Source organism: Legionella geestiana (genome assembly GCF_004571195.1).
Lineage (GTDB): Bacteria > Pseudomonadota > Gammaproteobacteria > Legionellales > Legionellaceae > Legionella_B > Legionella_B geestiana.
In genome coordinates, this window is record NZ_CP038271.1 from 458,229 (window position 1) to 484,088 (window position 25,860).

A 25,860-nucleotide genomic window follows, 5' to 3' on the forward strand; every position below is an offset into this window, starting at 1 on the left:
GCATTGACAAAGACATGCTCCCCCTGCCCCTTACCGAAGCCGTACCAGTCGGCATACATTCACGTCTTCAGCGCCTCGTGCGTATGCTGCGACCACTCCTTGCCGGACTGCTCCTCCCGCTGGGCTTCGCACCCTTTCACCTGCCGGGGCTCGTGTTTCTCGGGATTGCCTTTCTGATACTGGTGCTTCGAGGTCAGTCGGGGCGTGAGGCTTTTATCAGCGGTCTGCTTTTTGGTCTTGGTTATTTTGGATTCGGGGTATCGTGGGTATTTGTGAGCGTACACGAATACGGACACCTCAATATGGTGGCAAGCGCCCTCATTACTGCGGGCTTTACCACACTGCTTGCCCTGCTGCCGGCCAGCACCTGCGCGCTGTGGGTGATACTTGCCCGCACTCAAAAGCCGCTCTTTTCAAGCCTGCTGTTTGCAGCCATCTGGACACTCTCTGAGGCACTGCGTGCCGCCGTGATGCCAGGCTTTCCCTGGCTGCTGCTTGCCGGCAGTCAGGTGGATACACCACCAGGCTTTCTGTTGCCCGTTATCGGTATTTTTGGTACCGGGTTTATGACCTGTTTTGCCGCACTGCTGCTGGCACACGGAATGGATGCCCGCATACAACGGCGTCAATGGTGGCTTTTGAGCGGTGTGGCGATGATTCTCCTGCCCTCGGCTCTGCAACATATTTCATGGACGACCCTTGCGGAAAAGCCGCTCACGGTCGGCGTGGTTCAGGCCAATCTTTCGATGCGCGATAAATGGGATGAAACCCTCTTCTGGGAGCTGATGGCGCATTACGAGAAAAAAATCGCGGGCCTGCTCGGAACCGAACTCATCATTTTGCCCGAATCGGCCATTCCCCTGCCTGAAAGCTGGATAAGTGACGTACTCGCAAGGCTTGATCATGATGCTGATGCCGCCGGCAGTGCGCTGCTCCTGGGTATCCCGCGTCCGGCAAATGAAAACGAAACGCTTTTTTACAACTCACTTCTTGGGGTGGGGCGCGCTCATGGCAGCTACCTCAAGCAGCAGCTGGTGCCTTTTGGAGAATACATTCCCTCCGCGTTTTCAGGCATTACCGCGCGTCTTGGCATTCCTGAAGCCAACATCCTTCCCGGCAGCAACCACCAAAAACCCGTGCGCATTCACGGTCACCCCATCGCATCCCTCATTTGTTATGAACTGGGATATGGTGAGGTGCTGCGCCGCCAGCTCCCGCGTGCTGAGTGGATTGTATCCGTCAGTGATGACGGCTGGTTTGGAAAATCACTCGCGCTCTATCAGCACCTGCAGATGGCACAGGCGCTGTCACTACAGGCGGCACGCTATCAGGTGGTTGCCAACAATGACGGTCTATCTGCCATCATCGACCCGCGGGGCCGAATCGTCGACAGTCTCCCCGCCTTCAGCGAAGGCGTGCTGAAAAGTCACATTTACCCCGCGACAGGCACCACGCCCTGGATACGCTTCGGGGACGCACCCGCTCTGATACTTGCGACACTGCTTCTGCTTATAGCCCTTCTGCCCCTTGCTGTCAGGATAAAGAGGGAGTATTCTTGGCAACCCGAGTCATAAAAAAATGTCCCATGGATACCACCTATATACCTCAGAAGATTGAAGAACAGGCCCAGCATTATTGGCAGAAAAAACAATCCTTCAGTGTCACTGAGGATTTAAACCGGGAAAAATTTTACTGCCTCAGCATGTTCCCCTACCCAAGTGGAACCCTGCACATGGGGCACGTACGTAACTACACCCTTGGCGATGTCATTGCCCGCTACCAGCGTGCGCTTGGCAAGAACGTGCTCCAGCCGATTGGCTGGGATGCCTTTGGCCTGCCAGCCGAAAACGCCGCCATTAAAAATGGCATTCCTCCGGCACGCTGGACCATGGATAATATTGCTGCCATGAAAGCGCAGTTCATGCGTCTTGGCAATGCCTATGACTGGCGACGCGAAATCGCCACTTGCGACCCTGAATATTACCGCTGGGAACAATGGTTTTTTATCAAACTCTTTGAAAAAGGCCTTGTGTACAAAAAAAATGCCCTCGTCAACTGGGATCCGGTCGATAACACGGTACTTGCGAATGAGCAGGTCATTGACGGTCGCGGCTGGCGCTCCGGCGCACTCGTTGAACGGCGCGAGATATCGCAGTGGTTTATCAAAATTACCGCCTACGCCGATGAACTTCTGGACGGGCTTGACAGCCTTGAGCACTGGCCGTCACAGGTGAAGCAGATGCAGCGCAACTGGATTGGTCGCTCAAGTGGTACCGAAGTGGCCTTCCCGGTTCCAGACTTTCCAAAGCGCATCAAAGTGTATACCACGCGCGCAGATACGCTGATGGGCGTAACCTGGATTGCCGTAGCGCCTGATCATCCATTTGCACGGGAAGCCGCCGCCCGCAATCCTGAGGTACAGGCCTTCATTGACAGCCTGAACGGCGTGCGTACTGCTGAAGCGGATTTGGCAACGCTTGAAAAACGCGGTGTAGATACCGGTTTTAGGGCAACACATCCCCTCACCGGAGAAGACATTCCTGTATGGGTTGCCAATTATGTCCTGATGCAATACGGCACCGGTGCTGTCATGGCAGTACCGGCACACGACGCGCGCGACTGGGAATTTGCCAAACGCTATAACCTGCCCATGCGCGAAGTGATTCTGCCGTCTGACGGCACTTCGCACGATTACACGCTTGGAGCGTATACAGAGCCGGGCGTGCTGACCCGTTCCGGCGCCTTTGACGGCCTGAGCTCCGACAAGGCCAAAACCGAGATTACCGAACGCCTTCAGGAACTGCATGCCGGCAAGCCTCGCGTCAATTACCGCCTGCGTGACTGGGGTGTATCAAGGCAACGCTACTGGGGCACGCCCATTCCCATGATTCACTGTGAACAGTGTGGCGTGGTGCCCGTACCGGAGGAGTCTCTGCCGGTTGTGCTGCCTGAAAATATCACGCTGACCGGTGCCGGCTCGCCCCTCGCGCAGTGCAACGAATTCTTGCACACCACCTGTCCGAAGTGTGGGCACGATGCGACCCGGGAAACCGATACGTTCGATACCTTTGTGGAATCCTCCTGGTATTATGCGCGATTTGCCTGCAAGGGTCAGGAAAACGCCATGCTCGATGACCGGGCCAAATACTGGACGCCGGTGGATCAGTATATCGGCGGCATTGAGCACGCCATCATGCACCTCCTGTATGCGCGCTTCTTCCACAAACTGATGCGTGATGAGGGACTGGTGAATTCAGATGAGCCGTTCACCGCCTTGCTCACGCAGGGCATGGTGTTGAAAGACGGCAGCAAAATGTCCAAGTCACTTGGCAACGTTGTAGACCCCAATCACTTGATTGACACCTACGGCGCCGATACGGCACGACTGTTTATGCTCTTTGCAGCCCCCCCCGAGCAATCACTGGAGTGGTCTGACAGTGGTGTAGAGGGTGCGCACCGGTTCCTGAAGCGCGTTTATGCCTTTGCCCTGCAGCATAAGGCGCGCATACTTGCCGTAAACGATGCCATCATGGATGGTAACAACCACATGGACTGGGAAACGGGGGATGCACGCCTCAAGAAAGCACGTCATACGGTGCATCAGACGCTGCAGCAGGCTAATCTGGACTATGAGCGCAAACAGTTTAATACGGTCGTCTCCGGTTGCATGAAGCTCTTTAATGAGCTCTCAGGCTTTACTCCGGAAAATGAACTGGACAACGCATTTTTGCATGAAGGCTTCAGCATTCTCCTGCGGCTTCTTGCCCCGATGACGCCACACATCTGCCATTATCTCTGGATGGAGCTTGGCTTTGAGAAGGCCATCATTGACGCACCCATGCCGCGCGTTGACAAGGCCGCCCTTCGCTGTGAGGAAGTCACCTGGGTGGTGCAGGTCAATGGAAAACTGCGTGCGCAGTTTGTGGCAGGAGTTGACGAGAGCGAGGAGCATCTCATTGCACGTGCCGAAACTGAGGCTGCAGCGTTTGTTGCCGGTAAAAAGCGCCTGCGTGCCATTGTAGTGGCCCATCGTCAGCTCATTAACCTGGTGGTACAGGAATGAAAACCGTCCGGCCGCTACTGGTGATTGGCTTTGCGCTTATTATCAGCGCATGCGGCTTTCAACTGCGAGGCTTCTCAGACATACCCGCCTGGCTTGACAGTGTGGCCGTTGTCTCGCAGGAGCAAAACCGCGACATGATGACGATTCTTCGCGAGCGTCTGGAAGCCTGGCATGTCCCAGTATATGTCGAACAGAATCGCGCGCATTTCTGGCTGTTTCTCGGCGAGGAAACCATACAGCGCCAGATAACCAACGTTGCTGCCAGCACCGCACCCCGCCAGTACCAGCTTATCTACACCATTCGCTTCTGGTTGCAGACCCGCGAGGGAGTAATGCGGGTTCCCCCCGCCAGCATTTCTATTGCGAAACAGCTCACCATCAACAATGACCGTATTCTTGGCTCAGACGAAGAGGAGGCTCGCATGGTGCATGAAATGCAGCAGGATGCCGCAACTCAGATTCTTGCCCGTATCGGCCGCGAAGGCATGAACAGCGCCAAAGCGGCGAAACCACCTGCGCCCCGGCGCCCCTAGCAGGGATACCATGCTTGCCAAACCGGAAAACCTCAAAGCACTCCTCGCCAGAACCCGTTTCAGCCTGTATTTCCTGACAGGTGGGGAAGTTGTATTGCAGGAAGATTCCGAGCGCGCTATTCGCGCGGTGCATGAGGATTCTGAATCAAGCACCTGTATCCACATGGACATTGCAGGAGCCGCCGACTGGGAGCAGCTCGCAAACGAAGCCTGCAGTTACTCACTCTTTGCTGAAACCACCCTCATTTGTGCGCGTTTTGAAAAAAAAACGTTTGACAGCGGGGCCTGCACATTTTTTGACGATTGGCTTGAAAACCCCAATCCCCGCACCACACTTCTCATGCGCGCGCCCGCAGTTGGCGTAAAGGCGCTGCAGCGCTACACGAGCCACCCTCGAGCACTGGTTGTTCAGGCACAAACCCCTGATGCCGCGGGTTTGCGCCGCTACCTCACAAGCGCACTCTCGCACATGAAACTCACAGCAAGTGCTGAACTTGTATCACTCATCGTACACAACACTGCAAACAACCTGCTTGCCTGCAGACAATTACTTGACAAGCTGGCTTTGACTACTTCGCCCGGAGGCACACTGACAGATGAGCAGATACACGCGCTTTTAGAGGATGCCAGTGTATTTCCGCTCTACGAGCTGGCAGATGCCTGCATTGCCGGTAACGCTACCAAAGCCCTGCATGTGCTCAGGCGGGCACGTGAACTGCGTGAGGAGCCGTTGCTGGTACTCTGGTATCTGCTCCAGGAAATTCGTAATCTTTTGCAACTTTCTACGCGTTTACCATCAATGTCGGTAGAATCTGCAGCGGCGGGTCTGAAAATATGGCCGAAACGTGTGCCGCTTTACAAGAATGCACTGCTGCGCCTGCAAACACCGCTGCTGCTCTCTCTCCTGCAGACCGCCGGCACCCTCGATGCTTTTTGTAAAAGCAATGCATCCTACCCGGTATGGGAGAGCCTTGAGCGTATCGCACTGGTACTTAGTGGGAAGATGGCCTTATGACCGCGCTGATAGTTTTTGGCGGCACGTTTGACCCTGTACATCTCGGGCACATCGGTATTGCAGAGGCAGTTCTTCAACAGCTACCCTCCAGTGAGCTGGTATTTGTACCGTGCAGGATTCCAGCGCTAAAAAAAGAGCCTGGCGCAAGTGCGAAAGACCGTATCCGCATGCTGGAACTTGCCATTAAAAGCAGCACACTTGAGGGTCAAAACTGTCGCATTGATACCCGTGAAATTACCCGTGATGGCCCCTCATGGATGGTTGATACCCTGAGCGCTTTTCGCCGTGAATATGGAAAAGAGGCCAGCATTACCCTGCTTCTTGGAATGGATGCCTTTGCCGGACTGCCGCGCTGGCATCAATGGCAGTCACTGACGCGTCTTGCCAATGTTTTGGTTGCCGCACGTGATGAAGCTCCGTGCGTGCTTCCGAATGAGCTGCAGGAGATGTGGAGTCATGCACCCGGCGTGCATGAACCAGAAATTGCCAACACCCTCCTGCACACAGCGTTTGGGTACATTGTGCGCATTAACGCCGGGAAATACCCTGTTTCATCGACTGAAGTGCGGGAGGCGCTTTTTCAGCCGGGGAAGGATGTGAGCAGCCTGCTGCCGCCAGACGTACTGACCTACATACGCTTAAACGGTTTATATCTGAAGCCCGTTTGACGGGCCTCCCTCACTGACCAGATTTTGCGGCGGTATCAGCCAATGCTGCCGCATTTTCAGATAACGCACGTACTGTTTCCTGCGGTAATTTGGGCATATCCACAAGGTGGTAGGGAGCCTCAAGCTCTTTGACCTGATCAAGTATCGCTGGCATGCGCGCATGCAGCCACTCTACAAGCGGGGTAAATCGGGCGTAGAAAAGCGATTTTTCGGCACTTTCTCCAAGCGGTATCGCTGTCATTTTAACCACGAGCAGCATGAGCGCCACTATGAAAGCGCCCCTGGCAAAACCAAAGCCCATGCCTAACAGTCTATCGGTGCCGCCAAGTCCCGTCTTACGAATGACAAACCCTATAACGCCACCGACTATACCGCCAACAATCAACGTGCCCACGAGGAGAGCAAAAAAGGCCGCCATCGACAACACGGTTTTATCATGAATGTATGAGGCGAGTATCGGTTCAAGGCGCGTTGACTGCGAGTAAGCAAGCCAGAGCGCAAGGCCCCATACGGAGAGCGAAATCAACTCACGCACAAACCCTCGAAAAAAACCGGTCAGTACAGAAAGCCCTATTACACCAAGTATTGCTACATCAACCCACTCCCACTGCATCAGGCAACTCCCGTATTCACGATAAACCCGTTAATACGCACAGCACCCGCAAGCTGGACTTGCAGCTTTTGAGCCGCCTGGCGCTCATTCACTGCACCTACAATCACCTTATAGCGCGGACCTGCGGCCGTTTTCAGAGTGTTAATACGCGCGGTATAGCCCTTGGCCCGCAATTGCGTGACCAGGCGCGTAGCGAGTTCCTGCTTTGAAAACAGTGCCAGCTGCACGCCATAGACCGGCTTCCTCGCCGAAGTGATGGTTTTGCCTGTGGCAGTGACTGGCTTCGCGGCCTGTATCTGTGGCTTTTTGGGCAGAGACACTCGCGCAACGGCCTTTGGTTTTGAGGGAGCCAGCTTTGGTGCCGGAGCTATGGCAGATGCTGCCGCGGCCGCCTGTATTGAGGGGCGCGCATCTGATTCTGCGTAAACATCTGAAGAAATCGGCTCAGCCGCAGCCAGCTCGTAAGCCGCTGGCGCATCCTTTGGCGCCTGCACATCTACCTTCGCCACTTTAACCGTCTCAAAAACCTGCGATTCGCTGGCCTCAGACACCTTCGGCAGTGCAGGTTTCTCTGGCAGGCTCACCGAAACACTCATAGTATCTTCAAAGCGATGACCGGAGGCTGAAGCCTTCATCATTGCCGGTAAAAAAATTGCCACGATGGATACGATGACCGCTACCCCTATGAGGCGCAGCTTTGTTTTTTCATCAAGTGCCAGTTTCATACAACCTCCTTGAACGCCGAGGGCAACCGCCCATCGGACATGACGGCGCCCACGGTCAGAAACGAACCATAGACGACAATTAAATCACCAGTGCGCGCTCTGTGGCAAGCAGCTTCCCATGCGGCTTCAATGTCTGGATAGACATGAACCTCACGGGCATTGGCCGCAAAGGCCGCCCGCAGCCGCTCAGCACCTGCGGCCCTTTGACTGTTCAGTACGCCTGTGTACCAGAAATCAACATGCGGCAGCATCATTGCTATCAGACTGTCAATGTCCTTATCACCAAGCGCGGAAAACACCGCATGCACGTCTCCCGCATGTGAAAGGCCTTCAAGCGTCTCAACCAGCCTGCTAACAGACTGGGGATTGTGAGATACATCGTACAAAACGGACACATCGCCGGCAAGGTATTGTACACGCCCGGCAATCTGTGCCCGACTAAGCCCCGCCTCGCGCTGAGCGGGTGTCAATGGCAGCCGCTCTTGCAGCAGTTCGCTGACCACAATGGCGCTCGCCAGAGCCTCTGGATGCAGGCGCTGCGCGCCTCGAGCAAAAATCATACGCTTATCCTGCAGGGTAACGATGAGTTTCTCACTGCTCTCTTCAACAAAATAATCCACATCACGCTGAATCAGCGTGCACCCTGCAGCATGACAGCGTTCAATAACCTCTGATGGCAACCCGGCCTGTGCCAGCACCAGTGGCTTACCGCTGCGGGCAATACCGACTTTTTCAGCGCCAATTTCTGCAAGCGTATGCCCAAGATATTCCTGGTGGTCATAGTCAACGGTGGTCACAACGGCTACATCACTGTCGATAACGTTGGTTGCGTCAAGACGTCCGCCAAGGCCTACTTCAAGAATTAAAACATCAGGTTGCAGGCGTTTAAAATGCCAGAGTGCTGCAAGTGTCAACAGTTCAAAACCGCTTAAGATTGCCCCGGTATCGGCTGCATTAACGGCCGAAAACGAAAGACTCATATCCGCGTCTGAAATGTCCGCTCCGTTAAAGCGAATCCGCTCGTTAAAGCGCATAAGATGCGGGGAAGTATACGCTGCAACACAATAGCCAGCAGCGAGGTAGAGCGATTCAAGAGCGGCAACCGTTGAGCCTTTTCCATTCGTACCGGCTACCGTAATGACCGTGCAGGAAGGATGCAGGAGCTCAAGTGTTTCACCAATGGTTCGAATACGCTCAAGCCCCGGAAGGATGGCGCCGCCTCGACGCTGCTCCATTTCCCGCATCCAGTGTTCAACCGACATCTCAGGCAAACTCGTCATCAACGGTGTGGGAGCGGTGAGTCAATTTCGCAATCAGTTCAGCAACTGTATCACGCAGTTTACGGCGCTCGACTATCATGTCAATGTGCCCGTGCTCGAGCAAAAACTCACTGCGCTGAAACCCTTCCGGCAGCGTTTGACGCACGGTCTGCTCGATGACACGGGGACCTGCAAAACCGATGAGGGCATTGGGTTCGGCGATGATGATATCGCCAAGGCTTGCAAAGCTTGCGGATACTCCGCCCATGGTCGGGTCTGTCAGCACAACGATAAACGGCAGGCCCGTTTTGGCAAAGTGTGCGAGAGCCGCCGAAGTTTTGGCCATCTGCATCAGCGAAAAGAGGCCTTCCTGCATGCGCGCGCCACCACTTGCAGTAAAACAGACGTACGCACGCCCCTCGCGCATTGCCGCATCAAGGCCGCGAACAAATTTCTCTCCCACGGTAGCTCCCATGGAGCCCCCCATAAAGCCAAACTCAAACACGCTCACAACCACTGGCTGCTGCTTGAGATAGCCTTTGTATACCACAATAGCTTCTTTTTCACCGGTCGCTTTCTGGGCCTGACTGATGCGGTCGCGGTATTTTTTGGAGTCTCTGAATTTCAGGCGGTCAACCGGCTCAAGATCAGCGGCTATCTCTTCCTGGCCTGACTCATCGAGAAACTGTGCCAGCCGTTCACGGGCGCTGATACGGTGATGGTGATTGCAGGTGGAACAGACGGAAAAATTCTTTTCAAGCTCGCTGCGATAAAGAACCGCGCTGCATCCAAGGCACTTGACCCATAGTCCTTCCGGGACTTTTTTCAGGGTTGCTTCCGTTCTAACTCTGGAGGGAAGAAGTTTTTTCAACCAGCTCATGTGCGAATTCCAAGGCAATAAATGCGCTATTATACCCTGAAATCAACGTTTTTGTCGTAAAAAAAAGTATCTATTCACCACATTTTGAATGCTTTAGGGGAAAAGTCAGATTTGAGTGCAGGTGAACGTGGTGAATGGTTACAAAAAAAGAAAAACTCTGACACGCTTAGACCGCGTGCCAGAGTTTTGAAATTACCAGTTTTGGTAAGCGCTGGCACCAGCAGGCATTACGCCATAGCGGTGCATGAAGTTTGCAGCCTTAAGACCTGCCATGCCTACAGCACCCATGATACCACAGGTATCCAGCAGACCGTTTGTGGTAAGATAAACCGGTGCCACACCAACGGCTGATCCCCAGGACGTTGCACTGTTGGTCATGGCAGCAGATGTACCTCCGGTAACCATCAGAGCAAGATTAGCAGTTTTGGTGGTTGGCGCTACAAAGTTTGTAGGAGCCGTTGCCACTGCAGGAGGAGTTGTGTTAGCGGTACTGTCATACTGAACAACACCGGCGGCGGTTTTCAGTGCTGTTACATCCACGCTGGTGATGTCGGTGCATTGCGTGGCAGAGTGGGTCTTGGTGTCATCCCACTTAACTGTCAGCACGCCATTGTAGGCAAGTGTACCAGTCGTTGAGCAGGGACCCGTAGCATCGTTAACCACTACGGAAACGCTGGATGCGGATGATCCGGTGCTGCCACCGGCAACAACTGCCAGCGAGTTTACAACAACAAGTTGTCCACTGGCGGCAAAGCCTGCTGCAGACATACCAAGAAGTGATACAGCCATAACAGCTCGCAGTGTCGGTTTGATGTTCAGATCCATGAATAGTCCCTTCCTCAAGTTGTGGTGTAAAGTGCGGATGCGTGCAACATGTCGTGCACGCCCAAGTGAAAACGTAACACACGATCAAGAGTTTTTCAAATTGCGGACGTGAGTTCATCACTGACTTTTGTCCACTTAAGTCACTCAAGTATTCTGGTGGAATGCCGCTAAGGAAATACAGAATTCCGTATCGGAGGCATGATGTACAGGCAGATACTGTCAGCACTTGTCCTGCTGGTACTCAGTAGTATCGGGCAGGCACAACAGACTCGTTTTGGCCAGACGCTCTGCAATGATCCTGATTATGCCTGCCATGCAGTCAAATCCGGCGAAACCTGGGATAACCTCTTTCCCAATATGGATGAACAGGATCTTGTGCGGCGAGTTAACCGTATGAATATTCGCCTGCGCCCTGGCATGATAATCGCTGTTCCCCGTCATCTTGAGCGGCTCAGCATTTACGATGTCTCCCCTTTTCCGCGCTACATCGAATCGAGCGGTGAAAAAACCATTTATGTCAGCCAGAAACAGCTGGCCTTTGGTGCCTATGATGCCGATGGTGAGCTGCTCTGGTGGGGGCCGATTTCGCCTGGCATTGAGTATTGTCCGGGCGTACGCGGCGGCTGTCACACGCCCACAGGGTATTTTCGCGTCATTCGCAAGCAGGATGATTCGTGCGTATCAACTGTCTTTCCACGCCGTTCAAACGGCGTTAACGGTGGCGCACAAATGCCATGGTGCATGCATTTCTTTCGTGGCTATGCCCTTCACGGCAGCAGTGAGGTGCCAGGATTTCCGGCAAGTCATGGGTGCGTACGCATGTTTGTAGAAGATGCACGCTGGCTGAATGAAGATTTCATCGACTTACCCGGTGGCGGTGGCGCCACCGGAACGCGCGTTATAATCGATGAACCACCGGCGAGCGTGGGGCAAGTTCGCCGGCAATGGACGTCAGGGCGTTAATCATGTTAAGAACCGCCGCCCCCTGTGAAATGTCTGGATGCTTTGCATTCATCTCCCTGAATGCGCTTCCAGCGCGAAAGGTATTCAAAAAGACGAGACCAAGACTTAAAGGTGCACCGTGCTCATTACCGGCTGCAAAAAAATTAAGCGCAGAGACTGCCATATTCACCCCTTCCTCACCGTGATTGACATCATCAGGGTGCTTCGCCAGGCAGTGATACAAAGAGATGGAAAATGACAACAGATTGATAGCCTGCACCACCATTTTACCAGGTTCTTTCACGTTAAAAAAAGCATACGGCATCTAACAGACTCCCTTTACAACCAGGATTCGTATATATGTCAACACGACCTGAATATTACATACATCTTATTTTTCATCATGCTCAAGCCATATGGCATTGAGTATGGCAAAGGTACAGGCAAGGCCCGTACCCAAAATCCATGAAAAGTACCACATATCACGCCTCCTAGTAAGCCGTATCCGCGTTGTCTTTAAGAGTTTGTGCTGTCACCGGGCCGCGCAGCACCCGGTATACCCAGGCCGTATAAGCAAGCACCAGGGGTAAAAACACAACGGTTGCCACCAGCATGATGGTCAATGTCATCTGGCTGGAAGAGCTGTCCCAGACGGTCAGGCTGTTGCCGGGATGAGTGGATGAGGGCAGGATGAATGGAAACATGCTGACGCCAACGGTCGTCACAATCCCAAATAGACTGCATGCGCTGCAGACAAAGGCAAATTTTGGCTTCGAAGCAGACAGCGCCGCCATCAATGCGCCAAAAATTCCCATGAGTGGCGCTACCAGCGTAATTGGTATGGCCGCATAGTTTGCAAACCAGGCACCCTCCTGCTGCATTGCGCCTTTGTAAAGCGGATTGGAAGGTCCGTCATGCGGCACAAAACCCGTCAGTACATAACCGTCAATGGCGTAAAACAGTGCGGCACCTCCAAAAATAAAGAGCAACACCGTTAAAAATGCCAGCACACGCCCGCCGGAACGTGCACGCGCCTGCAGCTCATCAAGGGTTTTAGTATTCAGGAAAAAAGCGCCGTGCATCATCAGCATCACCACGGATAAAACGCCGCATAAAAGCGCGAACGGATTCAGCAGCTCAAAAAAAGTACCGGTATAAAACGGTCGCAATTCCGTGTCAAAAAAGAAAGGCACTCCCTGCAGCACATTTCCCACAGCCACACCGAAAATGAGTGCCGGTACAAAGCCGCCCGTGAACAATGCCCAGTCCCAGACACTGCGCCAGAGCGGGCTGTTGATTTTTGAGCGGTACTTAAATCCCACCGGTCGCAGAATCAGCGCCAGCAGTACAACAAGCATTGCAAGGTAAAAACCTGAGAACGAGAGCGCATAAAGCGCGGGCCAGGCGGCAAAAATCGCGCCTCCCCCAAGAATAAACCATACCTGATTCCCCTCCCAGGTCGGTCCGATAGTGTTTATCAGGATGCGCCGCTCAGTGTCGTTGCGCCCAAAAAAGGGCAGCCACATGGCCACCCCGAGGTCAAAACCGTCCATGATGGCAAAGCCTGCCAGCAGCACGCCGAGCAATACCCACCAGATAACCCTCAGGGTTTCATAATCTATTGGCATTTTACACTCCTTGCAGGTGTGCCTGCATTCCATCAGGGCCAAGACGGATATACTTGACCATTAACCACAACTCAACAACGGCCAGTGCCGTGTAAAAAAGCACAAAACCTGAGAGTGAGGTAAGCAGCTGACCCGTGCTCACAGAGGATGTTCCCATAAACGTTGGCAAGACCCCCTGCACCACCCAGGGCTGGCGACCGTATTCGGCAACTACCCAGCCAAGCTCTGCGGCAAGCCATGGAAGAGGCAGCGACCAGAAGGCGAGGTGCAGATACCAGCGAGCAGAATGGGCACGGCGACGAATCGTCAGATAAAAGCCTGTAGCAAAGAGAAAAATCAGGAAGAGCCCACACGCCACCATAATGCGAAACGAGAAAAAGAGCGGCAACACGTTCGGCTGTAAATCATTGGCCGCACGGTTAATCTGATCTTCAGTCGCATCCACCACCTTCTCGGTGTATTTTTTCAGCAACAGACCATAACCGAGGTAATCGCCATAATCTTCAAAACGCTCACGTGCCATTTCATCCGAAGGATTCTTTTGCAGTACGGTTAAGGCTTCATAGGCCAGCATCCCGTGACGAATATGCTCTTTTCCTTCTTCAATCAGCTCTGATATGCCTTCAAGCTGCTCAGTAAAAGAACGGGTCGCAATAATGCCCAGTGCCCATGGGATATCAATGGCATAACGTGTAGTCGCCGTAGCCTTGTCAGGAATACCGAATACCGTCAGCGATGCCGGGGCTTTTTCCGTATGCCACATGGCCTCCATGGCGGCAATTTTCATTTTCTGGTTGCTGTTTGCGACATAACCGCTTTCATCGCCCAGCACCACTACTGACAGCGCGGATGCCAGCCCAAATGAAATTGCAACGGTCATCGAACGCTTTGCAAAGGCGATATTGCGCCCCCGAAGCAGAAACCACGCACTGATAGCCAGCACAAAAACAGCGCCCGTGACATAACCGGCACTGATGGTATGTACGAACTTGGCCTGAGCAACCGGGTTGAACATGACCTCTGCAAAGCTCGTAACCTCCATGCGCATCGTCTGATAATCAAAGTGCGCGCCTACAGGATTTTGCATCCAGCCATTGGCAATGAGAATCCAGAGGGCCGAAAGATTGGTGCCGAGCGCCAGCAGCCAGGTACTGGCCAGGTGCTGCAACTTTGTAAGACGTGCCCAGCCAAAGAAAAAGAGTCCCACAAACGTGGCCTCAAGGAAAAATGCCATCAGTCCCTCAATGGCCAGCGGCGCCCCAAACACATCCCCTACATAGTGGGAATAATAGGACCAGTTGGTACCAAACTGGAACTCCATGGTAAGTCCCGTGGCGACACCAAGGACAAAGTTAATACCAAAAAGTACACCCCAGTATTTGACCATCTGGCGCCAAATCTCGCGCCCCGTCATTACATAGACGGTTTCCATAATGGCAAGCAGTAAAGAAAGACCAAGGGTCAAAGGAACAAACAGAAAATGATAGAGTGCTGTCAGGGCAAACTGTAACCGTGAAAGCTCTACTACCGCACCGGCAGGTATCATGAGCAACCTCGCGTGTCGTGGGTATCAATCACAGACACACGCTGATGACGCTGTTCAGTACGCCCGCCTTCATACCGTGGCAGGCGCCTCAATGCCATCACTCAGAATGTGCCTGCGCACTCTGAACCAATGAACCCAGTAACCATTCAGTCTGGGTAAGATGACCACGCTCCACGTCATGAAAACACACCCACCAGAGCACAAACAGCAGGGTGAATTTAAACAGCAGCGTTAACAGGATATCCCTGGTTATAGGTTTCATGGCTCAGTATCCGAAAAATTGCCGTTACTATACAACAATTATGCTTAATCTTCTACTTCTTGCGCTTTACATGGCGCATCAGGCGCTTTTTACGATTGACCTGGCGCGCTGATAGTTTGTTAGGTTTGTTGCGATACGGATTTTCACCGCCACGAAACTCAAGCTTTAAAGGGGTACCTACCATATTAAGCGCTTCAACAAACGCGTTGGTAAGATAGCGTTTATAGCTGTCTGGCAGTGCGCCGAGCTGATTGCCATGTATGACAATAACTGGCGGATTATGACCGCCGGCGTGTGCATAGCGTAACTTGATTCGCCGCCCGTTAACCAATGGCGGAGCATGTCGGGTAACAAGCTCCTGTAAGAGGCGCGTCAGATGCGGCGTTGAGAGCGATTGTGTAGCGGAGGCATAGGCCTTTTCAATATCACGAAACAACACCCCGACCCCACTGCCATGAAGTGCTGAAATGGTTCGCGTTGTCGCAAAGCGGGTAAACTGGAGGCGCCGCTCCAGCGTGTCCATCACTGCTTTACGACTCTCATCAGAAAGCCCATCCCACTTATTCACTGCAACAACAAGGCCTTTTCCGGCTTCAATCACAAAGCCGAGCAAATGCATGTCCTGTTCGGTAAGCCCTTCCTGCGCGTCAATGAGTACCACGCACACATTCGCTTCGCGGATGGCCTGTAGTGTTTTAATAATGGAGAACTTTTCAATTTTCTCATCCACGCGGGAACGGCGGCGTACGCCTGCCGTGTCAACAAGGACATAATCGTGTCCATCGCGTGAAAACGGAATCGCAATGCTGTCACGGGTGGTTCCGGGCATGTCATAGACAACCACCCGCTCTTCACCAAGCATGCGGTTTATCAAGGTAGACTTACCGACATTCGGCCGCCCCACAAATGCGATACGAATCCCCTCCGATGCTTCAGGAGTCTCTGCTTCAACAGCAGGTAACGCGTCCTGAAAATGCGCGAGTAAATCGGCAATTCCGCGCCCGTGTGCCGCAGAGATTGGAAACACGGCAGAAAATCCAAAGGCGTGAAATTCCGAGCATGCGACATCTTCATCCAGACTTTCTGCTTTGTTAACGACCACATACACTGGCTTATTAACTCGGCGCAGCCTGTCGGCAATGGTTCGGTCAACGCCAGTGATTCCGGAGCGCGCGTCTACCAGAAAGAAAATGCAGTCTGCTTCTTCGATGGCAGAAGCGCTCTGACGTGACATCAGCGCATCGACTGCCGCATCATCGACACCGATACCACCCGTGTCAACTACAATAAATTCCGCACCGTTCGCGCTCGCCTGACCATATTGCCGGTCACGTGTAAGGCCCGGAAAGTCGGCAACCAGTGCATCCTGGGTGCGCGTCAAACGGTTGAAAAGCGTTGATTTTCCCACATTGGGTCGGCCCACAAGGGCCACAACTGGAAGCATACTACCCCACTGACAACTGATTAAGCCTTCCGTTAGCAGTAAACACATACACCTGATTACCTGAAACGGCCGGAGCAAGCTCTACCGCCGAGCCAAGCGCGGTACGGGCAAGAAACTCACCATTTTCCGCGGAAAGCGCATGCAGATAACCGGTACGGTCTCCCACAAGCACTTTACCCGCGACAAGTACCGGTTCAGTGAGGCCGTGCGCCTTGAGCCCCTCCTGCTTCCATGCTACCTGCCCGTTGCTGCGATTAATCGCCCAGACCACATCATTACTGTCGGTCATATAGAGATTAGTGGCATCCGTCGCAACGTTTTTATAGGTTGAAGCAGGTTTTTTCCAGATAAATTCGCCATTACCGAGTGAAAGCGCGCCTACATAGCCCTGATAGCTCGCAAGGAGCGCCACATCGCCTCTGACAACAGGGTCAGCATCAATGTCAACGAGACGCTCCACATCGCTGGCACCACTTGCAAAAGCGATGGAGCGCTGCCATAAGAGCTTTCCGGTCTCAAGATCGACAGCATCCATGCGGCCATCAGCGTAACCTGCCAGCACAATGCGATTATCAACCACAACGGGTGAAGAGCTGGCCTTAAGTGCCAGGTCCGGCGCACCATGATCGGAAATCCATAATTTTTTGCCACTGGCAACTGCAAATGCGTAAAGATTGCCGTCAATGGTTTTTGCAAGAACACGGTCTTTTGCAATAACCGGATGCGAGAGCACATCACCGGATAGCTGCGCCTTCCAGGAGATGCTGCCATCGGACTGTTTCATGATGATAAGGCCTGAAGCATCGGTACCAACTGCCACAACACCGGCCTCTACTGCTGGTCCACTGACCAGACGCTCTGTAAGCTGGCGAGACCAGAGTACTTTACCGTTATTGCGTTCAATTGCCTGCACCAGACCAGAAGCGTCTGCCGTGTAGAGGAGATTCCCCCGAACCACAGGCTTAAGCTTGAGATAGGCACTGTTTTTTTGTGGCTTTGAAACGGGTACAGACCATACTTCCTTAACGGCGACTCGGTTTTTCAGTGGCTGCAGTTCAGAAGGTTTTGGCGTATTGTCCTTTCCAAGCATGTAATCGTCAATTTTAGAACAGGCCGTGATTGAGAGCAGACCGATAAGACCCAGAACCGGTGACAGTCTTACCCCACTACGATGAATTTCTGGTTTCATGAGCATTTATACCTGGGCTGATTGCAGCGCACTCGTGTTTTTATTCCCGGCCTGAGTCAGGGCTGCTAGTTCATTGGTTTTCATTTCAAGAAAGAGGTTGCCCATTCCATGGGTCCTGACCTCGCGAATCGCTTCCTGGTAGGATGCTACCGCCTGTTGATAATGGCCGGTAGATGCAAAAATATCCCCTTTGAGTTCATTAATTTCCGGCAGGTACGCTGCATCATCAAGCTGTGCGAGCGCTGCCAGCGCCTTATCCCAGTTTTTTTGAGCGGCAAGCACGCGGCTCAGGCGAATTTTAGCGACCTGACGCAATGCGGGCATCGCAGAGTGAGCACCTACCTGTTCGAGTGCTTCCTGTGCCTTATCGTATTGACTCTTTTCCACGTAAAGTTTGGCTAGCGCCAGACGTGCACCATCGGCATACACCGATTTTCCATACTCGTTTACGAGGGTGTTGGCATAGGAGCGCACTTCGCGGTTATTGTGGTTTGAAAAGGCATACATCATCCGTTCAAACGTGGCAGATGCCTGCAGCTGCAGTTTTTCAGTGTGCCAGTTCCAGTAACGCACACCCGCAGCAATGAGCAGCACGCAGGATAAAACCAGCGTTATGAGGTTACCGTAACGTTTCCAGAAATTTTTAATGGCCTCAATTTGTTCGTCTTCCGTTCTGTATACCGTCATGTTTCCTCTCCAACCCCAATTGACCTAACCCGCGACTCGTGCGAGCAATAATGCAGCAAGTACCGATTCCGACACGCTTGTCTGTTCCCCGCCTTCTCGCAGATCCTTAAGCCCGACCATGCCAGAAGCACACTCTTCCTCGCCAAGAATAACCGCAAAGCGCGCGCTGGAGCGATCGGCTTTTTTAAACTGACTCTTAAAACTGCCGCCGCCCGTATTAACGATGACTCCGCCACCATCCAGGGAGGCACGGAGGGTTTCAGCAAGACGCAGGGCGTGAAGCTGCGGCGCGCCATCAGCGCAAATCAAGTAAACAAGTGGTGAGCGCTCATCGGTATGAGTAATACCACAACTCTCAAGCAGCAGTAACAGGCGCTCCATACCCAGTGCAAAACCTACGGCGGGTGTCGCAGAACCACCCAGATGTTCGACAAGTGCATCGTAGCGTCCACCGGCACAAACTGTCGCCTGACTCCCGAGACGGTCTGTTACCCATTCAAACACCGTGTGTCCGTAATAATCCAGTCCACGAACCAGATGCGGATTCACGCGATAATTCATGCCGAGCGCCTCGAGGCCGCTGCAGAGCGCCTCAAAGTGGGCGCGGCTTTCTGGCTCCAGCATATCCTGAAGTTTAGGGGCGGCACTGATTATGTCACGCAAGGCAGGATTTTTGCTGTCGAGAATACGCATCGGGTTTTTATCCAGCCGGCGCACGCTGTCTTCATCCAGCGCATCGCGGTTTGCGCTGAACCACTCAACCAGCGATTCGCGGTAGCGGTAGCGCTCAGCCAGCGTGCCTATGGTGTTTACCTCAAGGGAGAGATACTCACGAATGCCAAGCCGCTCCCAAAGGCGTGCGGTCAGTGCCAGAAGCTCAAGTTCAATTGCCACCCCCGCAATCCCAAACGCTTCAACGCCAAACTGACAAAACTGGCGGTAACGGCCTTTTTGGGGTTTCTCGTGCCGAAACATGGGACCCATGTACCAGAGACGCTGTTGCTGGTTGTGCAGAAGTCCGTGCTCGAGACAGGCACGTACGCAGCCCGCGGTTCCCTCCGGTCGCAGGGTAATGCTCTCGCCGTTAAGATCAGTAAAAGAATACATTTCCTTTTCAACGATATCAGTCACATCACCAATGCTGCGGCGAAAAAGGCTGGTACTTTCCACTATCGGAAAACGAATTTCAGCATAGCCATACTGGCTCATCGATTCAGCGAGTGTGCGCTCAAGCCAGCGCCAGGCTCCGGTTTGTGCGGGCAGCACATCGTTCATCCCGCGTATTGCCTGAATCCTGTCACTCACCCGTCTGCTCCAGCGGTGTCAGCGTTTCCTGTGGCGCACTCAGCAAAGACTCCATGCGGGACAAATCCGTCAGGCGAATTTCTGATTCAGGGCTTTCTGCACTTGCCGTAGCCGCATTCTCAGCGGTGGAATGTGCGGTAAAAAATCCGTGCTGCTCGCCTCGGCTTGACTGCCACCAAAGACCGATTGCCACCAGCAGTCCAAGGGCAAAGACTGCTGTCATCCAGCGAATCATGCGGTGATCGCGATGCGGTTCTACACGGCGAGACTGCCACAGAGGTTTCTCATATGAACGCTCTTCATGGTGGAGGCCATTGAATACCTCAAGGAGCGGATCGGGGCGCACGCCCAGTAATTTTGCATAAGCGCGCAGATAGCCTTTTATAAAAACAGGTTCCGGCATTTTATGGTAGGCATCTGCTTCGAGCAGTTCAATCATATTGACCCGAAGGTGTAGCTTTCCGGCAACGTACTCGGTACTGTAGCCCTTCTGCATGCGCACGCCCGCAAGCAGCGCGCCTGGCTTTTGTGAACCAGGTACAGGTGATTCTTCTGTATATGTTGTGGTGTTCATGCCTTGCTCCGATAATTTTTTCCGGGCGTCTGCGCGCCATCCTGCGCGGAAAATTCCGCCTTCCCTGCCATTGCCTCAGCCTTTACTGCCAAAGCGCGCAGATGCGCGTCATTGTGCGTCAATTCCATGTGTTCCCGCAACAGTTTACGTGCTTTCAGGGCATTTCCATCCTGCAGCGCCATTGCTGCCAGCGCTTCGAGGGATTGCGAACGTCCTGCATCCTGTGCAAGTGCCTTCTCAAAAGCCTGCGTTGCCAGTGTTCTGTCGCCCGCAGCACGCGCACAGAGGCCCGAATTTTCGTAAACACCCGCGGTGTTCGAGTAGGCCGCGTCCCGCACCGCGACTGCAAACCAGCGCTGTGCTTCATTGTACTTTCCCTGCCGGCAAAGAAAAGCGCCGTAGTTATTGCATTGAGCGCCGCTTTCTCGAGCGTTGCGCACCGCTTTACGGTAGTACACATCAGCCCCTGCTGGCTCACCGGTATGTTCAAGGTACCAACCCATTGCCGCATTGGCCTGTGGGTAATCTGGCGCCAGTTTTAAGGCATGAACCAGTTTGCGTTTTGCACGGGGGAAATCACCCTGCTTAAGGTAGGCAAGTCCCAATCGGGTATTGTATAGAGCGGCGCGCTCAGGATTGGGAGCCTCCACCGCCGCAGCTACGGAGTTTTCCGCATCTGCCTCATGCACGCACCCGGTCAGAAAGAGCACTAACACCAGCGCCAGCATCCATTGCGCCACAAAAACCTGCCTGCTACCCGCTAAAAAAGCGTCATTATAACCGCGATTCACCCTCTCTGGAAGCAGTCTTTGGTGCTGGCGAAAAATGCAGTGTCTGCCAGCGCGCTGAACGGCTGGTTCTGTCCTGAAACTCACCGGCAAGCTGTCCGCAGGCAGCATCTATGTCATCGCCTCGGGTTTTGCGGGTAATAGTGTTAATGCCTTTGGACATCAGGTAGTCGCGAAAGGCATTGATAGTGTCTTTCGTTGAGCGCTCATATCCCGCATGTGGAAAGGGATTGAAAGGAATGAGGTTGACCTTGCAGGGCACGTTGGCAACGAGCTTTGCCAGTTCTTCAGCATGCTGCCTCGTATCGTTGACCCCTTTTAACATCACGTATTCAAACGTGACATACCGTTTGCTGCCCTTTGGAAAATAGGTGCGGCAAATGTTCATCAGCTCTACAAGCGGGTATTTTTTGTTGATGGGCACCAGAATATCACGCAGGGCATCATTAGGTGCATGCAGTGACACCGCGAGCGCGACCGGACTTGCGGTTTTAAGGCGTTCAAGTGCCGGCAGCACACCAGACGTGCTGAGCGTGACTCGCCGCTTTGAAAGTCCATAGGCGAAATCGTCCATCATGAGACTCATGGCGCCTACCACATTGTCAAAATTGAGCAACGGCTCTCCCATGCCCATCATGACGACATTCGTGACCCGTTTATCATGCGCACCGTCCGCACGTGAAAGCGCGCGTACGGCAAAATATACCTGACCGATGATTTCTGCGGTAGTGAGATTGCGGTTAAACCCCTGTTTGGCGGTGGAGCAAAAGCTGCAGTTCAGACCGCATCCGACCTGAGACGACACGCAAAGGGTTCCGCGTTTTGCTTCGGGAATAAAGACGGTTTCGATGCTGTTGCCACAGTCAAGCCGCAGCAGCCATTTGTGCGTACCGTCTTCCGAGATGTGTTCGCTGGCCAGTTCGGGCGCACGTACCTCAGCGAGGGAACGGAGCTTCTCACGAAGCCCCTTTCCAAGATTAGTCATGCGGTCAAAATCACTTAGCCCATTCTGATGAATCCACTGCATCAGCTGGCGTGCACGAAAAGACGGTTCACCTATTTCGGTAAAAAACGCCTTCAGGCCTTCCTGGGTGTAATTAAGCAGATTGACTTTTTCCGACATGGCACACCACTATCAGTCGTTATTGCGCAGGCAAAGTTCGTGCGGCTCGAAGAAAAAGGCGATTTCAGTCGCAGCATTTTCAGCACTGTCGGAACCGTGAACGGCGTTAGCATCAATGCTTTCAGCAAAGTCTGCGCGAATGGTGCCGGGAGCGGCTTCTTTAGGATTAGTTGCACCCATCAAATCGCGATTTTTGGCAACTGCGTTTTCGCCATGCAGAACCTGAATCATCACTGGACCTGAAATCATGAAGTCAACAAGGGCACCAAAAAAAGGACGCTCGCGGTGTACGGCGTAAAATCCTTCTGCCTGCTCGCGGGAAAGCTGAGCCATGCGGGCAGCTACGATATCAAGCCCTGCTTTCTCAAAGCGTGTATAGATTTCGCCAATGACTGAGCGGGCAACTGCATCAGGTTTGATAATCGAAAGGGTGAGTTCTTTGGCCATGACCATCTCCACAAGTGTATAAAAACGCGCATTATACACGAATGGAGAGCACTCGGACAGAGGTGTTTACAATCGCACTCAGGAATACGCCGATGGTGGCAGCGTTCTCTGTCAGGACGCGCCAGCATCTCCGCCAAGATGTGCATCGAAATAAAGCAGTTCGCGATTTTCCACGTCGCGATTTTCATCCTTGCGGTATTCTGGCAGCAAGGCCAGCAGTTCGCCGGTTTTGAGAATGGCATCGTAGTAATTTTTGCGAAAGCGGCGTACCTCATCTCCCTGTTCATGCGCCCGAACATCCCAGACGGTAGCGCTCGCCTGTACTTGCTTAATAAAGGCTGTCACATCAGGCAGGAGCGGCAGCAGTGCCTTGCGCAGGGGTTCATCAATGGCTTTGCCGCAACGCTCGCCAAAGGAATCCCAAAATTCCTCAGACTGCACGGAGAGTCGACCTTCAACGTGGGCAAATGCATCCATCACGCCATGAAAGACCGAATTGGCGGTAGTCGATATACCAGCCTTTTTCAGCACGGGAGCCATTCGAAGCGCACTGGCTTCAACCGCTTCCCGCCAGTCTCTCGCCACTATCGTGAGGGCTTCCTGGCTCTCACTCATGCTGCGTGCATGTGTGCGTTCAAATGCCTGAAAGGCTTGAGAAAGCTCAACGACTTTTATGCGCTCGGCTTCGAGGTCTTCACGTGTCAGAGCACCCGGTGCGCTCTCATCACGGCTTGATTCACCTGACAGAAGATAATCGACAAAAAGTTTCTGGACATAGACCTGATAATCATGTGCCTGCTGGAGGATAATCCCGTTCAAAAGCATGCGCAGCGGCACCTGAAGCAGCAGGTGATAGACACAACCGGGACGGCGCGGAATGCTGGCTCGCGCCTTTTCGTTAAGGTACAGCGGGTATTTCTCAAGAATCTGACCCGCTGTAATCAGGCTGTAAGTACTGGTGTCACTGTCCATGGGTCGTGCATCATCCATCATTCATTCCGGTTGAAATATTAAGGAGGCGTTGGAAAATCCATATCCAAATCTTCGTCTTCCTGTTTTTCAAAATTCAGGCCGAATTTGGTTTTGAGTGAAGCACCAAGACCATTGACCGGGTCATCACGCAAACTCGCAAACGCGTCTTTGGTCAGCAGTGTATCATCAGCCGCATTCTTGAACGTTCCGGGCTCACTGCCTGGTTCATAGCCTTGTTGCTTGAGCCAATAGAGAATGTGCGTACCGATTTTTTCCTTGTGCACAGGATGAAGCTCAAGGTTATCATCACGACTGACAGCGACTTTTGCAGCATCAACCATTTGCGGATTACTGTCGCGAAACAGATTCAGCTTGTTGTCATCGCCCATTTCAATGTTATGCTGCAGGGTTGGCATGGGAATGGGTGTCGCGGCCGGGTCAGATGAAAAGATATCGCTCACTTTGTCAACCAGCATGTCGATGCCAGCATCAATTTTCTTAACTGCCGGACGAATTCCGACATCACGCAGAATTTTCGGGATGGGGAAGCGTGCACTCATGGCATCTACAAGGGTAATAAGCGATTTAACAATTTCCTGACTGGAGGCTATATAGTCAGCGTAAGCCTGCGCGCCTGAATTAATCAAATCCTGCGCACTTTTATTGCTGATTTCCCAGAGCCTGTCAGCCTCGCGACGGTTCGTCATATCCGTTTCTGCGCGTCTTGCCACGCGTTCGCTGTTTAGGGCTTCGCGCATTTTCGCCTGACGCTCGTCATTTTCTTTTTTTTGCTTCTCAGCGATTTCATCCGCAAGTGCCTTACGGATACTGGCATCGGTTTTGTCTTTATCAGTACTCATTGCTTACCCCCTGAACGGCAGAAAGTTGGATAAAATAAAGTCCCTTTGACATATCATAACACAACAGTTGTGGATCGTCATCCCAGTCGCTCAAAACAAAACGCGTGCATTCACGTCCTTCAACGGTATGGGTGGTTGTACCGCTGCGATGGATGTGCCCGTGTACCATTACGCTCTGTCCTGTCTTTTTAAAAAGCGCTTCGACTGCCTCTGGTACAACGTCCATGTAATTTCCCGGAACACGCTGCCGGCTTAAACGACGCACGCCATTGACAAGGCGGTGTCGTAACGCCCGCGGCAGGCAGAGAAAGGCACGAATAAAGACCGGGTTTCGCGTCAAGGCACGAAACCACTGGTGACGGGTATCACGGGTACAGAGTGAATCTCCGTGTACAAGGAGTAATGGCTGTCCTGCGAGCGTTATAATGCATGGCTCAGAAAGAAGGCGCATGTGAGCACGTGCGGCGAATGCCTCGCCCAGAAGAAAATCACGGTTGCCATGCAGAAAACAGGTCTCAACACCAGCTTCTGCCAGGGATTTAAGGCGCGCGGCAATCGCCTCACTCCAGGAATCCATGGTGTCATCCCCCGCCCAGGCATGGAAAAAATCGCCAAGGAGGTAGACTCTGCGTACATGCGATGCTGCAAACGCTATAAAAGCCTCAAAACGCTCACAAACCGCTTTTTCATCAGGGTGTAAATGTAAATCGGAAATAAAAACCGCTTCAATCATAAAGGCTCAATCTGAAGGCTGTCCCCTTCAAGGTAAATCTGGCATGGGCGGTCAAAGGGCTGTATGGCATCACTCAAGCGATAAAAGCCCGCGATGGACACAAGATCGGCCTCCAGTGACTGACAGAAAATGCGCGCGCTTCTGTCACCGGAAATACCGGCGAGTGCCCGTCCGCGCAGCGGGCCATAGACGTGAATATTCCCATCTGCAAGCAGTTCCGCACCATGGCTGACGGACGCCGCAACGATGAGGTCTCCCCCTTTTCCGACAACCTGCTGGCCAGAACGAACTGGTGCGGTAATCGTTTTATTGCGCCCCCCTTCTGAAGGCACTGCAGAAGCAGCAACTGTCTGTGGCATTGCTTCATCGTGCATTTCAAGCGGTTTGTCGTTTGTGGATGAACTGTTGAGCACACCGAGACTCAGCTGCTTTGCCGCATGCGCAAGCCCCGGAATCGCTCCCTGAAGCGCCACCGGGAAAAGACCACAACCGCGAACGGCATCGACTATTGCGTTGATATCGAGGGTTGCATCATCAAAGGCGGATACATCGAGCACCAGGGGCGCATGCTCAAAAAGACGCGGTGCTTTTGCCGTCAGTTCGGCAAGCTGAAGCGCGATAGTCTCAGGATTGGCATCCTGCACATGCAGCACGGTCAGCGTATAGAGACGCCCTTTCAGGCGGAATGCTTGAGATTTCACTGTCTTATCGGGCATATTCCGATATCCATCCTTAAATTTTTTGATTATACTATCACGAGGACCAGTATAACTGAAGGA

Annotated in this window: 28 protein-coding genes; 6 read left to right on the forward strand and 22 right to left on the reverse strand. The window is 53.1% G+C overall.

The features are described 5' to 3' along the window. Positions 1-14 precede the first annotated feature (14 nt). The 5 genes from lnt to nadD are packed head-to-tail and all read left to right on the forward strand — an operon-like array spanning position 15 to position 6,279. Positions 15-1,574, forward strand: coding sequence for an apolipoprotein N-acyltransferase (lnt, locus tag E4T54_RS02010; protein ID WP_028387112.1), 1,560 nt, complete (start codon positions 15-17; stop codon positions 1,572-1,574). Between the two features lie 11 nt (positions 1,575-1,585). Next, entirely contained in the window at positions 1,586-4,063 is a 2,478-nt protein-coding gene (gene leuS / locus E4T54_RS02015; RefSeq protein WP_028387111.1) for a leucine--tRNA ligase, read from the forward strand. Beyond that, a complete protein-coding gene (locus tag E4T54_RS02020) occupies positions 4,060-4,596 on the forward strand; it encodes an LPS-assembly lipoprotein LptE (protein WP_051551020.1) in 537 nt (178 codons plus the stop codon). The genes leuS and E4T54_RS02020 overlap by 4 nt, the downstream gene beginning before the upstream one ends. Positions 4,597-4,606: 10 nt before the next feature. Beyond that, positions 4,607-5,611, forward strand: a complete 1,005-nt coding sequence (holA, locus tag E4T54_RS02025; protein WP_028387110.1) for a DNA polymerase III subunit delta — start codon at positions 4,607-4,609, stop codon at positions 5,609-5,611. Next, on the forward strand, positions 5,608-6,279 hold the full coding sequence (gene nadD / locus E4T54_RS02030) for a nicotinate-nucleotide adenylyltransferase (RefSeq protein ID WP_028387109.1): 672 nt from the start codon (positions 5,608-5,610) through the stop codon (positions 6,277-6,279). Before holA ends, nadD begins: the two co-directional genes overlap by 4 nt. A gap of 10 nt (positions 6,280-6,289) precedes the next feature. Here nadD and E4T54_RS02035 read toward each other — a convergent pair whose 3' ends face one another. The 5 genes from E4T54_RS02035 to E4T54_RS02055 form a co-directional block, all read right to left on the reverse strand. Then, positions 6,290-6,892 (reverse strand): CvpA family protein, encoded by a 603-nt coding sequence (locus E4T54_RS02035; protein WP_065230339.1) that lies wholly within the window; start codon positions 6,890-6,892, stop codon positions 6,290-6,292. After that, the gene (locus E4T54_RS02040; protein ID WP_028387108.1) at positions 6,892-7,617 is read right to left on the reverse strand and encodes an SPOR domain-containing protein; all 726 of its coding nucleotides are present in this window, start codon (positions 7,615-7,617) and stop codon (positions 6,892-6,894) included. The genes E4T54_RS02035 and E4T54_RS02040 overlap by 1 nt, the downstream gene beginning before the upstream one ends. After that, entirely contained in the window at positions 7,614-8,879 is a 1,266-nt protein-coding gene (locus E4T54_RS02045) for a bifunctional folylpolyglutamate synthase/dihydrofolate synthase (RefSeq protein WP_162150897.1), read from the reverse strand. The genes E4T54_RS02040 and E4T54_RS02045 overlap by 4 nt, the downstream gene beginning before the upstream one ends. Before the next feature lies 1 nt (position 8,880). Next, positions 8,881-9,756 (reverse strand): acetyl-CoA carboxylase, carboxyltransferase subunit beta, encoded by an 876-nt coding sequence (gene accD, locus E4T54_RS02050; protein ID WP_028387106.1) that lies wholly within the window; start codon positions 9,754-9,756, stop codon positions 8,881-8,883. Between the two features lie 192 nt (positions 9,757-9,948). Then, positions 9,949-10,581 (reverse strand): hypothetical protein, encoded by a 633-nt coding sequence (locus E4T54_RS02055; RefSeq protein ID WP_051551018.1) that lies wholly within the window; start codon positions 10,579-10,581, stop codon positions 9,949-9,951. A gap of 198 nt (positions 10,582-10,779) precedes the next feature. On the opposite strand from E4T54_RS02055, the gene E4T54_RS02060 reads away from it, so the two are divergent. Continuing rightward, complete coding sequence (locus tag E4T54_RS02060; protein ID WP_115152817.1) at positions 10,780-11,544, forward strand: L,D-transpeptidase; 765 nt, start codon at positions 10,780-10,782, stop codon at positions 11,542-11,544. Here the strand turns inward: E4T54_RS02060 and E4T54_RS02065 are convergent. The 17 genes from E4T54_RS02065 to minC form a co-directional block, all read right to left on the reverse strand. Further along, entirely contained in the window at positions 11,480-11,848 is a 369-nt protein-coding gene (locus tag E4T54_RS02065) for a hypothetical protein (protein WP_028387104.1), read from the reverse strand. The two genes, E4T54_RS02060 and E4T54_RS02065, sit on opposite strands and share 65 nt — an antisense overlap. A 66-nt stretch (positions 11,849-11,914) precedes the next feature. Then, the gene (gene cydX, locus E4T54_RS02070; RefSeq protein WP_035903454.1) at positions 11,915-12,004 is read right to left on the reverse strand and encodes a cytochrome bd-I oxidase subunit CydX; all 90 of its coding nucleotides are present in this window, start codon (positions 12,002-12,004) and stop codon (positions 11,915-11,917) included. A 10-nt stretch (positions 12,005-12,014) separates the two neighbouring features. Beyond that, a complete protein-coding gene (cydB, locus tag E4T54_RS02075; protein WP_028387103.1) occupies positions 12,015-13,151 on the reverse strand; it encodes a cytochrome d ubiquinol oxidase subunit II in 1,137 nt (378 codons plus the stop codon). Between the two features lies 1 nt (position 13,152). Next, entirely contained in the window at positions 13,153-14,697 is a 1,545-nt protein-coding gene (locus tag E4T54_RS02080; RefSeq protein ID WP_028387102.1) for a cytochrome ubiquinol oxidase subunit I, read from the reverse strand. 97 nt (positions 14,698-14,794) lie between these two features. Then, positions 14,795-14,959, reverse strand: a complete 165-nt coding sequence (gene cydP / locus E4T54_RS11975) for a cytochrome oxidase putative small subunit CydP (RefSeq protein ID WP_165476896.1) — start codon at positions 14,957-14,959, stop codon at positions 14,795-14,797. 52 nt (positions 14,960-15,011) lie between these two features. Further along, positions 15,012-16,403 (reverse strand): ribosome biogenesis GTPase Der, encoded by a 1,392-nt coding sequence (der, locus tag E4T54_RS02085; protein WP_028387101.1) that lies wholly within the window; start codon positions 16,401-16,403, stop codon positions 15,012-15,014. Position 16,404: 1 nt separating this feature from the next. Then, positions 16,405-17,592 carry an outer membrane protein assembly factor BamB gene (bamB, locus tag E4T54_RS02090; RefSeq protein ID WP_081776802.1) on the reverse strand — a complete coding sequence of 396 codons (1,188 nt, stop codon included), beginning with the start codon at positions 17,590-17,592 and terminating at the stop codon, positions 16,405-16,407. A 6-nt stretch (positions 17,593-17,598) separates the two neighbouring features. Then, positions 17,599-18,279, reverse strand: a complete 681-nt coding sequence (locus tag E4T54_RS02095) for a YfgM family protein (protein WP_028387099.1) — start codon at positions 18,277-18,279, stop codon at positions 17,599-17,601. A 24-nt stretch (positions 18,280-18,303) separates the two neighbouring features. Then, positions 18,304-19,554: a histidine--tRNA ligase gene (gene hisS, locus E4T54_RS02100; protein WP_238582775.1), complete on the reverse strand. Its 1,251-nt coding sequence runs from the start codon at positions 19,552-19,554 to the stop codon at positions 18,304-18,306. A gap of 22 nt (positions 19,555-19,576) precedes the next feature. Continuing rightward, on the reverse strand, positions 19,577-20,158 hold the full coding sequence (locus E4T54_RS02105) for a helix-turn-helix domain-containing protein (RefSeq protein ID WP_028387097.1): 582 nt from the start codon (positions 20,156-20,158) through the stop codon (positions 19,577-19,579). Continuing rightward, positions 20,155-20,949 (reverse strand): type IV pilus biogenesis/stability protein PilW, encoded by a 795-nt coding sequence (gene pilW, locus E4T54_RS02110; RefSeq protein WP_131793707.1) that lies wholly within the window; start codon positions 20,947-20,949, stop codon positions 20,155-20,157. Before pilW ends, E4T54_RS02105 begins: the two co-directional genes overlap by 4 nt. Beyond that, on the reverse strand, positions 20,933-22,069 hold the full coding sequence (rlmN, locus tag E4T54_RS02115) for a dual-specificity RNA methyltransferase RlmN (RefSeq protein WP_035903452.1): 1,137 nt from the start codon (positions 22,067-22,069) through the stop codon (positions 20,933-20,935). The genes pilW and rlmN overlap by 17 nt, the downstream gene beginning before the upstream one ends. A gap of 12 nt (positions 22,070-22,081) precedes the next feature. Next, a complete protein-coding gene (gene ndk / locus E4T54_RS02120) occupies positions 22,082-22,516 on the reverse strand; it encodes a nucleoside-diphosphate kinase (protein ID WP_028387096.1) in 435 nt (144 codons plus the stop codon). Positions 22,517-22,627: 111 nt separating this feature from the next. Next, positions 22,628-23,506, reverse strand: coding sequence for a hypothetical protein (locus tag E4T54_RS02125; protein WP_028387095.1), 879 nt, complete (start codon positions 23,504-23,506; stop codon positions 22,628-22,630). A gap of 20 nt (positions 23,507-23,526) precedes the next feature. Further along, positions 23,527-24,348, reverse strand: coding sequence for a hypothetical protein (locus tag E4T54_RS02130; protein ID WP_028387094.1), 822 nt, complete (start codon positions 24,346-24,348; stop codon positions 23,527-23,529). Beyond that, entirely contained in the window at positions 24,338-25,081 is a 744-nt protein-coding gene (locus E4T54_RS02135) for a UDP-2,3-diacylglucosamine diphosphatase (RefSeq protein ID WP_028387093.1), read from the reverse strand. The genes E4T54_RS02130 and E4T54_RS02135 overlap by 11 nt, the downstream gene beginning before the upstream one ends. Beyond that, positions 25,078-25,797, reverse strand: a complete 720-nt coding sequence (gene minC / locus E4T54_RS02140; protein ID WP_028387092.1) for a septum site-determining protein MinC — start codon at positions 25,795-25,797, stop codon at positions 25,078-25,080. Before minC ends, E4T54_RS02135 begins: the two co-directional genes overlap by 4 nt. Between the last annotated feature and the right edge of the window lie 63 nt (positions 25,798-25,860).